Here is a 14,159-nt window from a genome sequence, read left to right as displayed (position 1 = left end):
ACTGTATAATGCTATATAATGAGAATCGTCGAAGCCCGGCGCTAGACGTATTCGATTCGGCAAAAGGAGCGTGCGGCATGGAACATTACAAGCGCTATCAGCGCGTCGCCAGGCCCGGACGGGCGGGTCCGATCGTCATCGAGGGGCCGGTCGAGCCCGAGCGGCTGAAGGGCTACCGGCTCCACGACAAGCTCGACGCCTTCCGGAGGCCGCGGGAGCAGCACGAGGCGCTCGTGGAGATCGCGGGACTTCCCGAAGGCAGGGTCATCGTCTCCCGCGAGGAAGACACGATCGTCGGCTACGTCACCTTCCACTATCCCGACGAGCTGGAGCGCTGGTCCGAAGGCGGCATGGACGACCTGATCGAGCTTGGCGCCATCGAGGTGGCCGACGAGTACCGATCGCTCGGCCTCGGCAAAGCGATGATCGTCGCCGCTTTTGCGGAGGAGCAGCTGGACAATGCCATCGTATATACAACCGAATATTATTGGCACTGGGATTTGGAGAAAAGCGGTCTTAACGTCTGGCAGTACCGAGAGATGATGGAAAAATTGATGAAGTGTGTCGGCATGGTCTGGTTTGCCACGGACGATCCGGAGATTTGCGCGCATCCGGCGAATTGCCTCATGGTGCGCATCGGCAAGGACGTGCCGCTGTCGTCGGCCGAGCAGTTCGACCGCGTGAGATTCCGCCAGCGGTTTATGTATTGACGAAAGGCAGGCGACCCCTGTGTCATCGAAAAGCGATCACGCGCGCTGGATCGATTGCAGCGCCGTACGGCGGTACTCGTTTCGCGAAGATCACCCGTTTCACCCGATCCGGCTCGCCTTGACCGAGGAGCTGCTTGAAGATTGCGGCGCGCTCGGACCCGAGGACAAACTGCTGCCGACCGCGGAGGGCGCGGCCGAAGCCGTGGACACGATTCACCGGGCCGACTACATCGAGACGGCGCGGGCGCTCAGCGAAGCCGCTCCGGCCGTTTCGTACCAGGATGTGGCCGAGCAGTTCGGTCTCGAAGAGGACGGCGACACGCCTTATTTTCCGGGCATGCACGATGCTGCGCTGGCGATCGTTCAAGGCTCGCTGAGCGCCGCCGAGGCGGTCATGTCGGGAGCGACGCGGCATGCGCTGCATCTCGGGGGCGGCTTGCATCACGCCTTCCGCGAACGCGGAGCAGGCTTCTGCGTATACAACGACGCCGCATGCGCGATCTCCTGGATTCACCGCAAATACGACGCGAAAGTGCTCTATATCGATACCGACGTGCATCACGGAGACGGCGTTCAATGGAGTTTTTATACGGACCCGGACATCTTCACCTATTCGATTCACGAGACGGGCAAGTTCCTTTTCCCGGGCAGCGGGTTCGCGCATGAACGCGGCGAGGGCAGCGGCTACGGCGCCTGCCTCAACATCCCGGTGGAACCGTATACAGAGGACGAGTCCTGGCTCGAGAGCTTCGAGCGCGGCCTCGCGCAGGTCATGCGCGCCTTCAAGCCCGACGTCATCGTCAGCCAGCATGGCTGCGACGCCCATGCGCTCGATCCGCTCGCGCACGTTCATTGCAGCATGCGCATCTACCGGGAGATGCCAAGGCTCATTCATCGGCTCGCGCACGAGCATACGGACGGACGCTGGATCGCGCTCGGCGGAGGCGGCTACGAGCACTGGCATGTGGTGCCCAGGGCATGGAGCCTGCTGTGGCTCGAGATGAGCGACCATCCGCTGCTCGCGTCGATCGACGCGGCCCCTGACGGCGGGCCGCTCCCTTCCTCCTGGCCGCGTTTACAGTCGCCGAACCGTCCCGCGGAGCTGCCGCGCACTTGGCTTGACGATACGTCGCTATGGACGCCGATGCCGCGCAGGGCCGAGATCACGGCCAAAAATCGCGAGATCGCCGCGCTCGCCATCCAGCATTTGGGTTAACCTCAGAGAAGCATATTGCACTAATCTCGCTTACACAAACACAAAGCAGAGGGCGTCTCGCCGGCTTAGCCGGATGAGGCGCCCTCTGCTGTAGCGTTCGATCGCTTATTCGCCCAAGTGCTGCAGCATCTCGTTCACAATCGCGAACGAACGGTTGGAGGCCGTCACCGTAAACGCCGCGAAGTTCACGTCCGCCGAGCCGTCCGCCTTGTCCGAGATGGAGCGGATGACCACGTAAGGCACCTCGTTCATGGCGCAAACCTGCGCGACGGAGGCTCCCTCCATTTCGACGCACGCGCCGTTCAGCTCGTTCCGAAGACGCGCGACCAGCTCCCGATCGGCGATGAACTGGTCGCCCGACAGCACCTTGCCCGTCTTGATGTGGCCGGGGAACAGCTTGTCGCCGGCTTCGCGCGCCGCATGAACGAGCGCTTCGTCCGCCGCCCAATCCGACGTCTCCTGGTAAGGGATGACTCCTCGCGCGAATCCGAGCGCGGTCACGTCGATATCGTGCTGCAGACTGCTCGAGGATACGACGATATCCCCGATATTTAGCTCGGGATCGAGCGCGCCCGCCACGCCGGTAAATATAATCTTGTTCACATTGAACCGGTCGATGAGCACTTGCGTGCAGATCGCCGCATTCACCTTGCCTACGCCCGACTTGCATACGACAACCTTGCGGCCGTGCAGGCTGCCCGCCACATACCGAATGCCCGAACGCTGCATCTCCACCGCGTCCTCCAAGGCGCCGAGCAGCAGGTCGATCTCTTCCTGCATCGCGCCGATGATGCCGATCATGAGCATTTCTCCTTCTAATTCGAATAAGAAGCCCCGCTGCGGGCGATAAAGATCCCGCGCAGGGCGATCAAGCTGGTTATAAACCGGGCAGGGCCGGCGAACGAGATCAGCCGCGCGGCGCGACCGAATTGCGCACGATGAGCTCGTGATGAAGCGTTACTCTCGCCTGCTCGACGTTTTCCTTTTTCATCAGCTTGGTCAGCAGACGCATCGAGACGGCGCCGATATCGTACATCGGCTGGGCGACGGTCGTCAGCAGCGGACGCACCATCGAAGCCAGGCGGATATTGTCTACGCCGATGACGGATATATCGCCCGGCACCGACAAGCCCGCATCCTGGATACCGTGAATGGCGCCGATCGCCATCTCGTCGGTAGCCGCAAATATTGCAGTCGGGCGCTCCGCCAGCTCAAGGAAATACTGGGCGGCCTCGATGCCGGATTCGTACCGGTAATTGCCGACGCGGACGAGCGACTCCTCGAACGCAATGCCGCTCTCTTCAAGCGCGCGCTTGTAGCCCTGGTAGCGGGCGAAGCCGTTCGCCGGGTCCTGGAGCGTGCCGCTGATCATCGCGATGCGCGTATGGCCTTCGTCGATCAGCTTGCGGACCGCATCGTATGCGGCCGTCTCGTGGTCGATGTCGACGGACGGCATCGTGCCCTTCTCGTCGGTCGTCGCACAAAGGACGATCGGCACGTTGGACGTATTAAATGCCTGAATATGCTCGTCCGTCACGACGCCGCCCATGAAAAGGAGCCCGTCCACCTGCTTCTCGAGCAGGGTGTTGATGACGCGAATCTCCTTTTCCTTGCGCTTGTCGGCGTTGCAAAGGATGATGTTGTAATGATACATATTGGCGATATCTTCGATGCCGCGCGCGACTTCTGCGAAGTTGGCGTTCGCGATATCGGGGATGACGACGCCTACCGTCGTCGTCTTCTTGCTGGCGAGGCCCCGAGCTACCGCGTTCGGCCGATAGCCGAGGCGCTCGATCGCTTCGTATACTTTTTTCCGCGTTTGCGGCTTTACGTTAGGATTGTTATTGACGACGCGGGATACCGTCGCCATCGATACGCCGGCCTCGCGGGCTACGTCATAGATCGTTACCGTCACATCTCACCGCTCCATTTGTTCATGTCAGGTCTTTGTCCGGTTGGAGGACCCGTCCATGGTATATTAAGGTAATGATACGACAAAAGGGGCGATTCCGCAATGGCAAGCCCCGACATCAATCGCGTTTTTAGCCTTCCGCGCCGACGCGTTCGTTCAGAAAATCCGAGGTAATGCGCCAATGCGATTCGTCCCATACGGATCGTCCGTCGCGGACTAGAATCGCCTGCGGCGACTTGTGCTGCACCTGCAGCGCCTCCGCGATCGCATTGCTCACGGGCCGTTCCTCGATCACATGCACGATCGCAACGTCAACAGGCAGCTCCGCCCGCCCGCCGACGAAGCGGTCGAGCTCGTCGTGCGCGCCTGCGCTGATCGGACAGGAGGTGCTGTGCTTGAAGACGAGCAGCGGCTTGTCCGACGTATTCTTAAGCGCTTCTTCCCACTGTTCGACGGTTTGCAGTCTCATTACTTCCGACATCGCGTGCATCCTCCTTGAAAATAAGTTTCATTGATTTTCATGGTATCAGAAATGAAAAAGTTTCGCAAAAAAAAGAAAAGGAGCGCGAGCGCTCCTGCATCGTTCGACTAGGTTATGTATTGTCCGTTAAGCTGCGCAAGCTTGCCTTCAAGTTCGCGCTTCCACGCCTGATCATCCAGGGAAGCGGCGATCAGCAGCAGATCGAGCAGCTCGTTCGTCCGCTCTTCCGTCAGTCTCGCGATTCTGGCGGCGCTCAGCGGCAGGCTGGCGGAAGAAGCCTGGCTTAGCATCCGGGCCCATTCGTGCACATCGTCGAAGCGGATCTCCTGGGGCAAAGGCTTGGCCCCGAGATCCGACAACAGCCGGCTCAAATCCAATTTGACGCCCGGGTACACCTCGCTGCGCGAGCAATGCCCGCAAGCGTATACGGGCACGCCAGTGATGCTGACGGTCCTGGAATAAAAAACTTTGCGAAGACCGAGCGCCATCGATTCCCCGCATATACACCGTTTGAACAAACTGACTCTCTCCTTACGCGCCGCGCGCGCGGTTCCAAAATCCCGAGAGGGACGTTGAAAAAGTATATTCGCCGATCTCTTCGCCAACTCCTTCTTAGCAAACGACTGTAAATTATGGAAACGAATCGGTATTAAAACCATACCGCAACGTATGCTCCCACCTGACGATTGTGCTAGGATAGAAGAAACCGATGCGCCTAAATAGGAGGAATCGAAATTGACCGAAGCCAAACGCGTCATCTGCCTCATCGACGACGAATTCGAAGACTTGGAATTGTGGTACCCGGTGTACCGCGCCCGCGAAGAAGGCGCAATCGTTCAGTATGCCGGACCGGAGAAAGGCCGCAAGCATATCGGCAAGTACGGCGTCCCCGCCGTCGCCGACCTGTCCTACGAAGAGCTGGACGCCGAGCGCTGCGACGGCCTGCTCGTGCCGGGCGGCTGGGCGCCGGACAAAATTCGCCGCAGCGAACGCGTGCAGTCGTTCGTGCGGGAGATCGACGCCGCGGGTAAGCCGATCGGCCAGATCTGCCATGCGGGATGGGTGCTGATCTCCGCCAAGATTCTGCAGGGCCGCAAGGTGACCTCCACGCCGGGCATCCGCGACGACATGGAAAATGCGGGCGCCGTCTGGTTCGACGAAGCCGTCGTCGTGGACGGCAACCTGATCTCCGCGCGGCGTCCGCCGGACCTGCCGGAATATGCGAAGGCGTTTTGCGACGTACTGTACGGGAGACGTTCCTGATACGCGGCGTCCGGCACCAAAAAAAAGATCCGCATGCGGGCGATTGCGTCCCGTTGTGCGGATCTTTTTTTCTCAAGTCGATTCGTTTTATCGTTTGCCCGGATGGAGGCGTTCGTCCTGCACGGCGGCGCCGGCGTGGAACCGTTCCAGCCGTTCCTTGATCTCGGCGGCCGTTCCGAGGGCGAACAGCTCCTCCGTCACTTTTTTGCAGGCCATGGCATTCGTGCGCAGCATCGTCGCCTTCACCGGCAGCACCGATTGAACGGACATGCTGAGCATCTGGATGCCGAGGCCGACCCAGAGCGGAATCGCGCGGACATCGCCGGCCATCTCCCCGCATACGCTGACCGGAATGCCGTTTCTGGCGGCCGACTCCGCGACGGTGCGAAGCATGCGCAGCACGGCGGGATGATAGGGCTCGTAAAGATGATTGATCTGATCGTTCATCCGGTCGACCGCAAGCGTAAACTGGATCAAATCGTTGGTGCCGATGCTGAGGAAGGCGACCTCCTTCGCGAGCAAATCGGCGATCATCACGGCGGCGGGCACCTCGATCATCGCCCCGGTCGGCAGGCCGCTCCTGAAGGGCAGGCCCTCCGCCGCAAGCTCCCGCTCGGCTTCGGCCAGCAGCGCGTTGGCCGCACGCACCTCGTCGACCGACGCGATGAGCGGGTACATGATGCGGATGTTGCCGAAGACAGCCGCCCGCAGGATCGCCCGCAGCTGCGTCTTGAACAGGTCGCTCCGGTCCAGACTGAAGCGGATCGCGCGGTAGCCGAGAAACGGATTGTTTTCCTCGGGCATATCGTAATAATCCAGCTGCTTGTCTCCGCCGATGTCGAGCGTGCGGATCGTCAGCGCGGCGCTTCCCAGACGTTCGGCCGCCGCCTTGTACACCTCGAACTGCTCATCCTCCGTCGGAAACCGCGAGCGGTCCATGTACAAAAACTCGGTGCGGAACAAGCCGACGCCGTCCGCGCCGCGCGACAGCGCCGCTTCCAGCTCCTTGATCGAGCTGATGTTGGCCGCCAGGTACAGCTTCTCGCCGTCGGGCGTAACCGACGGCACCTGGACGAGCTCCTGCAGCCGCTCCTTGGCATCCAGATGCTGCTTGCGCAGCTCCGTGTATTTGCCGACCGTCTCCGCGTTCGGCATGACCGCAAGCGTCCCTGCGCCTCCGTCCAGAATGAGCAGATCGCCCGTCACGATCGGCTCGGGCAGCTTGCCTTCGACGCCCATGACGAGCGGGATGCCGAACGCCCTGGCCATGATGGCCGAATGCGAGCTGGCGCTGCCGATCATCGTCACGATGCCGAGGACGACGTCCGGCTTCAGATGGATCAGCTGCGACGGCGTGAGCTCCCGCACGACGAGTATGAACGGCTGCGTATCGGTCGGCAGCGCGATCTCGGGGGCGCCGAGCAGATGCTTGAGCAGCCGGTTGCCGACGTCCTTGATGTCGAGCGCCCGCTCCTTCATGTATTCGTCGTCGAGCAGGTCGAACATCGTCACGAAGTGGTCGATCGCTTCCTTTACCGCGACTTCGGCCGCCTTGTACTGGCGTTGAATGATGCCCTGGATCTCGTTCATGAAGACGGGGTCGTCCAGGATCGCCAGATGCGCGTCGAATATGCTCGCTTCTCCGGCGCCTACCGCTTCGTCCAGCTCGTTTTTCATCTGGCGGATCTCGGTCTTCGAACGCTTGACGCCTTCGTACAGCCGTTCGAATTCGAGCGCGAGATCGAGCGCGTCGATCTTCTGTTCGGGCAGCTCCCATTCCCAGTTGGGCAGCACGAACGCCTTGCCGATGGCGATGCCCTCCGAGCCTCCGATCGCTTGGATCATATGTCCGCCCCCCCGTTTTCTCTCTCTCTTACGACAACCGACATGACCGCCGCCTGACCCTTTTTAACCGCCTTGAACGGCGCGAAGCGCCAGGAGCGGACGATATCCGAATTGGTGATGACCATCGGGGTCGCCAACGACTTGGCATGCGCTTTGAGCGTAGGCAGGTGAAACCGGATGAGCGGTTGCCCCGGCATGACCTCGTCGCCCTCCTTCACGAGCGCCGTGAAACCTTCCCCGTTCATCTGGGACGTGTTGATCCCGATGTGGAGCAGCACCTCGAGCCCTTCCGGCGTCTCGATGCCGATCGCGTGCTTGGTCGGATACAGGTGAATGATTTTTCCGCGCACCGGCGCAACCAGCTCCCCCTTATCGGGAATGAAGGCCACGCCCTTGCCCACGAGCTTCTGCGCGAAAATCGGATCGTCGACTTCCTCGAGCGGAATCATCCGCCCCTGCAGCGGCGCATGGAATTGCACCTGGTGCACGTCGAGCTGCATCAGCTTAACGATCTCGCCCCGGATCAGATCCGAATAGGTGCCGAATACGACCTGCACATGGCCGCCTCCCAGCCGGATGACGCCGGCCGCCCCCAGGTGCCGCAAGCTTTTCGCATCGACCCGCCGGTCGTCGTTCAGCGTCAGGCGAAGCCTCGTGATGCAGGCTTCTATCCGCGAGATGTTGTCCTTGCCGCCGAGCGCCTGCAGAACGAGCGGCGCCCGGTACGGAATATCGCCACCCCAATCGTCCAGCCGCGTAGAGTCCTCGCGACCCGGTGTCGACAGCTGGAACTTGCGAATGCTCCAGCGGAACAGCACGTAATAAACGACGCCGACCGCAAGGCCGATCGGAATGATCAACCAGCCCCGCTCTGACAGCCTGAAGTTGATAATATACTCGAGCGCGCCCGCGGAGAACGTAAAGCCTTCGCGGATGCCCAACTCGTAAGTGAGCCACATGATGCCCCCGGACAGCAGCGCATGCACGATAAACAGATACGGCGCCACGAAAAGAAAAGCGAATTCGACCGGCTCGGTCACGCCCGTGACGAAGGCCGTGAGCGCCGCCACTCTGAACTGCTTGGCAGTCTTCGGCTTCAGGTCTTCGCGCGCCTCGTGAATGATCGCGAAGGCGATGGCCGGCAGAGCGAACATGATGACCGGATACAGCCCGGTCATATAGACGCCGGCGGTCGGATCCCCGGCGAAAAACCTCGGCATGTCTCCAAAATATACGCTGCCGTCGGGCGCCGTATAATCTCCGATCTGGAACCAGAACAGATGATTAAGCAAATGATGCAGGCCGAAAGCGACCAGAATGCGATGCAAAAATCCGTACAGGAATATGCCGAAGCCGCCCGCGGAATTCACCAAGCCGCCGGTCGCGCCGATCCAGGCCAACAGCCCCTGGCCGATGCCGATCATGAGCCATGCAAAAAGAAAAGCGAAGGCGCTCATGAAAATCGGCACGAACCGGGTTCCGCCGAAAAACTGCAGCGATTCGGGCAGTTGGAACGACTTGAAGCGCTCGTTGGCCCAGCCGGACAGCATCCCGATGACGACGCCCGCGAACATGGAGGGCTGGACGCCGCCGGGATCGTAAGCCTGCGTCACGGCGCCGAATATAATCATGGCGACAAGGGCCGCCATGCCCGCTTGCACGGATTGGTTCGACAGGCCCAGCGCGATGCCCACCGCAAATACGTAAGGGACATAGGCAAATATCGCCATGCCCGCCGCGTGAAGCAGCGTCGGCGCCGACTGAAGACCGACAGCGTCCCAGGGCAGCCGCGACAGCATGAGGAAAATGGCGGCTGCAGGCAGCACCGTCATCGGCAGCATCATCGCCCGGCCGAGCCTTTGCAAATAACCGATTCCGAACATGCGAGAATTCCCTCCTCCTCTCCCGCAGTTGGTTCAAAAAGATGTTAACGGCCGTGCAAGCCGGCAAAAGCAAGGACGGACCGACCGCAGCGCTTATAGCTTGGGGTGCGGTCCGTCCGCGAATGCGTTAGCTCCGGATAGTCAGCCTCGGCCTTGCGGCAGCAGGATCGAATCCTCGACCTTGATGCAGCGGTCCATCACGACGGTCAAACCGCCCTCCGCCGCGATCGCCGCGGCTTCGTCGTTCACGATGCCAAGCTGCAGCCAGAGCACCTTGGCCCCTGCGGCGACAGCCTCCGATGCAATCGGCGGCGTATGCTCCGGACGGCGGAAGACGTTGACGATATCGATCGGCTCGGGGATGTCCGCCAGCGACTTGTAGCACTTCTCGCCGAGAATCTCGGATTCCTTCGGATTGACGGGGATGATGCGGTACCCTTTGGCCTGCATGGCGGCGGACACCATATGGCTCGTCTTGTCCGGATCGCCCGACAGGCCGACCACGGCGATATTTTTCGTTTCCTGCAAAATGCGCTTGATCTCGTCCCGGCTTGGATTTTCGAACGGCATGCTCATCTGCCTCCTAAGAGTCGATTAAATGCTGGTCGGGCGGTTTGTCCGTCGTTGTATGCGAAAGTTCGTCCGTCGTCTTATTCCGACCAACGCACGTTGGCGCCGAGCGCGGTCAGATGGTCGAAGTAATTCGGATAAGACTTCGCCACATGATGCGCATCCTTGATCGTCAGCGGCGCCTTCGCGCGCAGCCCGACGACCGTGAGCGCCATGATGACGCGGTGATCGAAGTGCGCGTCGATCGTCACGCCGCCCTCTACGCCTTCAGGACGCCCGTGGACGATGATCTCGTCCCGCTTCTCCTCTACGTTTGCGCCGGCTTTGCGCAGCTCGGCCAGGTAATCGGTGATGCGGTCGCATTCCTTGAAACGGAGGTTCTCGACGTTGTAAAAGCGGGAGGTGCCTTCGGCGAACACGGCCGCGGCCACCATCGCGAGCACGCCGTCCGTGAATTCGTCACCGTCGAATTCGACGGCGCGCAGCTTGCCGTTGCCCTGGACATGGACGACGCCGTCCTTGTGCGTAAGCGGCGTGCCCATCGCCTTCAGCACGTCGACGACGGCCCGCTCGCCCTGCTTGCTCTCCTCGAGCAGCCGGTGAACGGTGACGTCGGACTCGGTGACGGCCGCAGCCGCCAGGATCGCCGCCGATCCGGGATAGTCGCCCTGCACGACATACTCCTGTGCGCGGTAGCGCTGGCCGCCGGGCACCTTGAATCGCATCAGATCGCTCGACGCTTCGACGACGATGCCCGCTTGAGCGAGCACCTCGAGCGTCTGGCCGACGACGACCTTCGACTTGAGATCGTTCAGCACCTCGATCTCGCTGTCCTCCTTGAGCAGCGGCGTCAGGAACAGCAAGGCGCTTAAAAATTGGGAGCTTACGCTGCCCGACACTTGAATCTTCCCGCCGCGCACGGCGTCGCCGCCGCGGATCGTGATCGGCAGCTTGCCTTCGCGGTGCTCGATCGTCGCGCCCATGCTCTCCAGCGCCTTGATCAGATCATCGTGGGGGCGCTTGCCGAGAGATTCCGGGTATTTGTTGACGAACGTCACCTCGGGCAGCAGCGCAGCCACGGCCATCAGGAAGCGAAGCACGGCGCCCGCGTTGCCGACGTCGAGCTCCTTCACGGGCTTCGGGTGGCTGCCGAAGCCTGTGACAACGATCTTCTCGTCGTCCTCCTCGAGGACGGCGCCAAGATCGCGCACGCAGCGGCGCAGCGCGTCGCTGTCCTCGCTGTGCGCCGGATAGCGGATGACGCTCGTGCCCTCCGCCAGCGCGGCGACGAGCAAATACCGGGTCGTATAATTTTTGGACGATAAGGCTTGAATCTCTCCCGCGAGCCGCGGGGTCGGCGTGACGATCATATCCATGGGGCAGCGTTCTCCTTCCGCTAATGAGGGAATCGGTTATGTAGGTCGTTCGCGCGCCACGCAAGTTGACTTGCGCCGCGTCGTGTCCGTATGATGGGACTGTAGCCAATCGAACGATGGAGGAAAATCCAGATGAGCACTTACGATACGACGACCGTCGAGCAGCTCAAAGCGCGGCTGGACGCCGGCGAGAAGCTGCACCTGATCGACGTCCGCGAGGACGAAGAAGTGGCGGCCGGCATGATCCCCGGCGCCAAGCACATCCGTCTCGGGACGCTGCCGGACAGACTGTCCGAGATCCCGAAGGACGAGGAAGTCATCTTCATCTGCCGCAGCGGCGGACGAAGCGGCAGAGCCTGCGAATATTTGAGCGAGCTCGGGTACGGCAACACGGTCAATATGATCGGCGGCATGCTGGCCTGGAACGAGCTTTAAGCAGGCGGCGGCAAAAGGGACGCAGATCGCGCGGCAGCGCAGCCTGCGTCTTTTTGTCATTTCCGCGAGCGGCAGAACGTCTCGCCCATCATCATAGCATATTTGACGCAAGCTTACCCGGGATTCGCCTTGTCCGCATATCGCAGGGAAGGCCGAAGGAGACCCGGATTAGATGGGCTCGATCGGCCGTCCTGATTAACGACTATGCGGGCTTCGACTTAATTGTGCAGCCAGTTGTGGTGGAACGTGCCTTCCTTGTCCAGCCGCTTGAACGTATGCGCGCCGAAGTAGTCGCGCTGCGCCTGCAGCAGGTTGGCCGGCAGACGCTCGGAGCGGTAGCTGTCGTAGTAGGCCAGCGCGCTCGCGAACGCGGGCACCGGAATGCCATACTTGACCGCAGAAGCGACGACTTCGCGCCAAGCGTCCTGGTACGATTCGACGACGCCCTTGAAGTATTCGTCGAGCAGCAGGTTCCGCAGACCCGGGTCGCGGTCGTAGGCATCCTTGATGTTCTGCAGGAAGCGGGCGCGAATGATGCAGCCGCCGCGGAAGATCATCGCGATGTTGCCGTACTGCAGATTCCAGTTGTACTCCTCCGAAGCTGCGCGCATCTGCGCGAAGCCCTGCGCGTAGGAGCAGATCTTGCTCGCGAACAGCGCCTTGCGCACGCTCTCGATGAACGCGGCGCGATCACCGGAGAACGCCGCCTTGGCAGGACCCTTCAGCACCTGGCTGGCGGCGACGCGCTCTTCCTTCATCGCGGACAGGAAGCGCGAGAAGACGGACTCGGTGATGATGGACAGCGGCACGCCCAGGTCGAGCGAGCTTTGGCTCGTCCACTTGCCGGTGCCCTTCTGGCCGGCCGAATCGAGGATCACGTCGACCATCGGCTTGCCGGTCTCCGGATCCTTTTCCGCGAAAATGTCGGTCGTGATCTCGATCAGGTAGCTGTCGAGCTCGCCTTTGTTCCACTCGCCGAAAATCTCGTGGAGCTCGTCAGGCTGAACGCCGAGCACGTCCTTCAGCAGCTGGTACGCTTCGCAGATGAGCTGCATGTCGCCGTACTCGATGCCGTTGTGGACCATCTTGACGTAGTGGCCCGCGCCGTCCGGACCGATGTACGTGCAGCACGGGTCGCCGTTGACCTTCGCGGAGATGCCCGTCAGGATCGGCTCGACCAGCTTGTACGCTTCCTCGGGGCCGCCCGGCATGATCGAAGGACCCTTCAGCGCGCCCTCTTCGCCGCCCGATACGCCGGTGCCGATGAAGTGGAAGCCGCGAGCGGTCAGGTCGTTGCTGCGGCGCTGCGTGTCCGGGAAGTAGGCGTTGCCGCCGTCGATGATGATGTCGCCCTTGTCGAGATGCGGCACGAGCGATTCGATCGTCGCGTCCGTGCCGGAGCCGGCCTGGACCATGATCAAAATCTTGCGCGGCTTCTCGAGCGAAGCCACGAACTCCTCGACCGAGTATGTAGGCACGAGGTTCTTGCCCTTGCCGTCCGTATTCATAAGGTCGTCCGTCTTCTCCCGCGAACGGTTGTAGACGGCTACCGTAAAGCCGCGGCTCTCGATGTTGAGTGCCAGGTTGCGTCCCATGACGGCCATGCCGACGACGCCGATATTTGCATTAGACATGTTTCGTTTCCTTTCTCCAAGCCGTTAAGCCTTTATTTTCTGCGCGTTTTCAGCCAGTCCTTATTGTACTCTTTTTGGCCGAAGATGAAAACCGGCCGCCGCGGCGCGCAATCATCGGCGGCGCGAAGCGTTCTGCGGCGTCGCGCGAGCGCGGTGCTGTTTAGGCTTTCACCGCGCCGTCCCACGAGAAGTCGAGCGCGTCCAGAAACGCCTTCGCCAAAGCAACATGTCCAGAGGCGCTCGGATGGACACGATCCCAGGCGATCGTCGCGGGGTAGATATGCGCGAGCATCTTGTCGAACGCGGCCTGCGTATCGACGAACAACGTGCCGTGATTTTCGGCGATCCGCTTCACGATGCCGCCGTACTGGTCCATCGTCCGGCGCATCGCGTCTTCGCGGTTCGGCTCCAGGTAAAAAGGCGTCATGAGCACGATCCCTTTGACGTGGGTAAGCGTCTTTTCGACCAGTTCGCTAAGCGTCTCCTCGTATTCTTCCGCGTATACGTGAGACTCCTTGATGTAAGGCTGGTCGAATTGCCGCCAGACGTCGTTCGTGCCGATCATGACGGACACCCAGTCGGGCGACAAGTCCAGCACGTCGGTCTGCCAGCGTCCGGCCAGATCCCTCACCGTATGCCCGCTCGTGCCGACGTTGACCACTCGCACCGCGAGCTCCGGATAGACGCTTTGCAGCAGGCCCGCCGCCACCGATACGTACCCGGTGCCCAGTCCTGCGCCCAGTCCTTCGCCGAACGGCCTTCCCCGTCCGCAATCCGTAATCGAGTCGCCGATCATGACCAGCTTGTCATTTGAAGTCAGCTTCATTCGAATAT

The 14,159-nt window shown here is 61.3% G+C and carries 14 protein-coding genes; 4 read left to right on the top strand and 10 right to left on the bottom strand.

Annotation, left to right across the window (positions count from 1 at the left end; translation table 11 throughout):
* The first annotated feature begins 77 nt into the window (after positions 1-77).
* Together KVT38_RS03540 and KVT38_RS03535 are read left to right on the top strand one after the other, a co-directional pair.
* A complete protein-coding gene (locus tag KVT38_RS03540; RefSeq protein ID WP_217592315.1) occupies positions 78-710 on the top strand; it encodes a GNAT family N-acetyltransferase in 633 nt (210 codons plus the stop codon).
* 19 nt (positions 711-729) lie between these two features.
* Entirely contained in the window at positions 730-1,926 is a 1,197-nt protein-coding gene (locus KVT38_RS03535; RefSeq protein ID WP_217592314.1) for an acetoin utilization protein AcuC, read from the top strand.
* Positions 1,927-2,031: 105 nt separating this feature from the next.
* On the opposite strand, the gene KVT38_RS03530 is transcribed toward KVT38_RS03535, so the two are convergent.
* The 4 genes from KVT38_RS03530 to KVT38_RS03515 form a co-directional block, all read right to left on the bottom strand.
* Positions 2,032-2,727 (bottom strand): 5'-methylthioadenosine/adenosylhomocysteine nucleosidase, encoded by a 696-nt coding sequence (locus tag KVT38_RS03530; RefSeq protein ID WP_217592313.1) that lies wholly within the window; start codon positions 2,725-2,727, stop codon positions 2,032-2,034.
* A 106-nt stretch (positions 2,728-2,833) separates the two neighbouring features.
* The gene (gene ccpA / locus KVT38_RS03525; RefSeq protein WP_217592312.1) at positions 2,834-3,841 is read right to left on the bottom strand and encodes a catabolite control protein A; all 1,008 of its coding nucleotides are present in this window, start codon (positions 3,839-3,841) and stop codon (positions 2,834-2,836) included.
* A gap of 127 nt (positions 3,842-3,968) precedes the next feature.
* On the bottom strand, positions 3,969-4,319 hold the full coding sequence (gene ytxJ / locus KVT38_RS03520) for a bacillithiol system redox-active protein YtxJ (RefSeq protein WP_217592311.1): 351 nt from the start codon (positions 4,317-4,319) through the stop codon (positions 3,969-3,971).
* Between the two features lie 107 nt (positions 4,320-4,426).
* A complete protein-coding gene (locus KVT38_RS03515) occupies positions 4,427-4,837 on the bottom strand; it encodes a hypothetical protein (RefSeq protein WP_217592310.1) in 411 nt (136 codons plus the stop codon).
* Positions 4,838-5,054: 217 nt separating this feature from the next.
* Here KVT38_RS03515 and KVT38_RS03510 point away from each other — a divergent pair, with 217 nt between their 5' ends.
* Positions 5,055-5,582 carry a type 1 glutamine amidotransferase domain-containing protein gene (locus KVT38_RS03510; RefSeq protein ID WP_217592309.1) on the top strand — a complete coding sequence of 176 codons (528 nt, stop codon included), beginning with the start codon at positions 5,055-5,057 and terminating at the stop codon, positions 5,580-5,582.
* 87 nt (positions 5,583-5,669) lie between these two features.
* Here KVT38_RS03510 and ptsP read toward each other — a convergent pair whose 3' ends face one another.
* The 4 genes from ptsP to aroA all read right to left on the bottom strand — a co-directional run bounded on the left by ptsP (position 5,670) and on the right by aroA (position 11,256).
* Positions 5,670-7,427, bottom strand: a complete 1,758-nt coding sequence (gene ptsP / locus KVT38_RS03505) for a phosphoenolpyruvate--protein phosphotransferase (protein WP_217592308.1) — start codon at positions 7,425-7,427, stop codon at positions 5,670-5,672.
* The gene (locus KVT38_RS03500; RefSeq protein WP_217592307.1) at positions 7,424-9,310 is read right to left on the bottom strand and encodes a glucose PTS transporter subunit IIA; all 1,887 of its coding nucleotides are present in this window, start codon (positions 9,308-9,310) and stop codon (positions 7,424-7,426) included. Before KVT38_RS03500 ends, ptsP begins: the two co-directional genes overlap by 4 nt.
* Before the next feature lie 141 nt (positions 9,311-9,451).
* Positions 9,452-9,880 (bottom strand): CoA-binding protein, encoded by a 429-nt coding sequence (locus KVT38_RS03495; RefSeq protein WP_217592306.1) that lies wholly within the window; start codon positions 9,878-9,880, stop codon positions 9,452-9,454.
* A gap of 80 nt (positions 9,881-9,960) precedes the next feature.
* Positions 9,961-11,256, bottom strand: coding sequence for a 3-phosphoshikimate 1-carboxyvinyltransferase (gene aroA, locus KVT38_RS03490; protein ID WP_217592305.1), 1,296 nt, complete (start codon positions 11,254-11,256; stop codon positions 9,961-9,963).
* A gap of 132 nt (positions 11,257-11,388) precedes the next feature.
* Between aroA and KVT38_RS03485 the strand changes: the two genes are divergently transcribed.
* On the top strand, positions 11,389-11,691 hold the full coding sequence (locus KVT38_RS03485) for a rhodanese-like domain-containing protein (RefSeq protein WP_217592304.1): 303 nt from the start codon (positions 11,389-11,391) through the stop codon (positions 11,689-11,691).
* Positions 11,692-11,909: 218 nt separating this feature from the next.
* Here KVT38_RS03485 and gndA read toward each other — a convergent pair whose 3' ends face one another.
* Positions 11,910-13,325 carry an NADP-dependent phosphogluconate dehydrogenase gene (gndA, locus tag KVT38_RS03480; protein ID WP_217592303.1) on the bottom strand — a complete coding sequence of 472 codons (1,416 nt, stop codon included), beginning with the start codon at positions 13,323-13,325 and terminating at the stop codon, positions 11,910-11,912.
* A 160-nt stretch (positions 13,326-13,485) separates the two neighbouring features.
* A complete protein-coding gene (locus KVT38_RS03475; protein ID WP_217592302.1) occupies positions 13,486-14,151 on the bottom strand; it encodes an SGNH/GDSL hydrolase family protein in 666 nt (221 codons plus the stop codon).
* Positions 14,152-14,159: the final 8 nt, after the last annotated feature.

The sequence above is a fragment of the Cohnella sp. GbtcB17 genome (genome assembly GCF_019091135.1).
Lineage (GTDB): Bacteria > Bacillota > Bacilli > Paenibacillales > Paenibacillaceae > Cohnella.
This window is presented reverse-complemented; position numbering and strand designations above follow the sequence as displayed.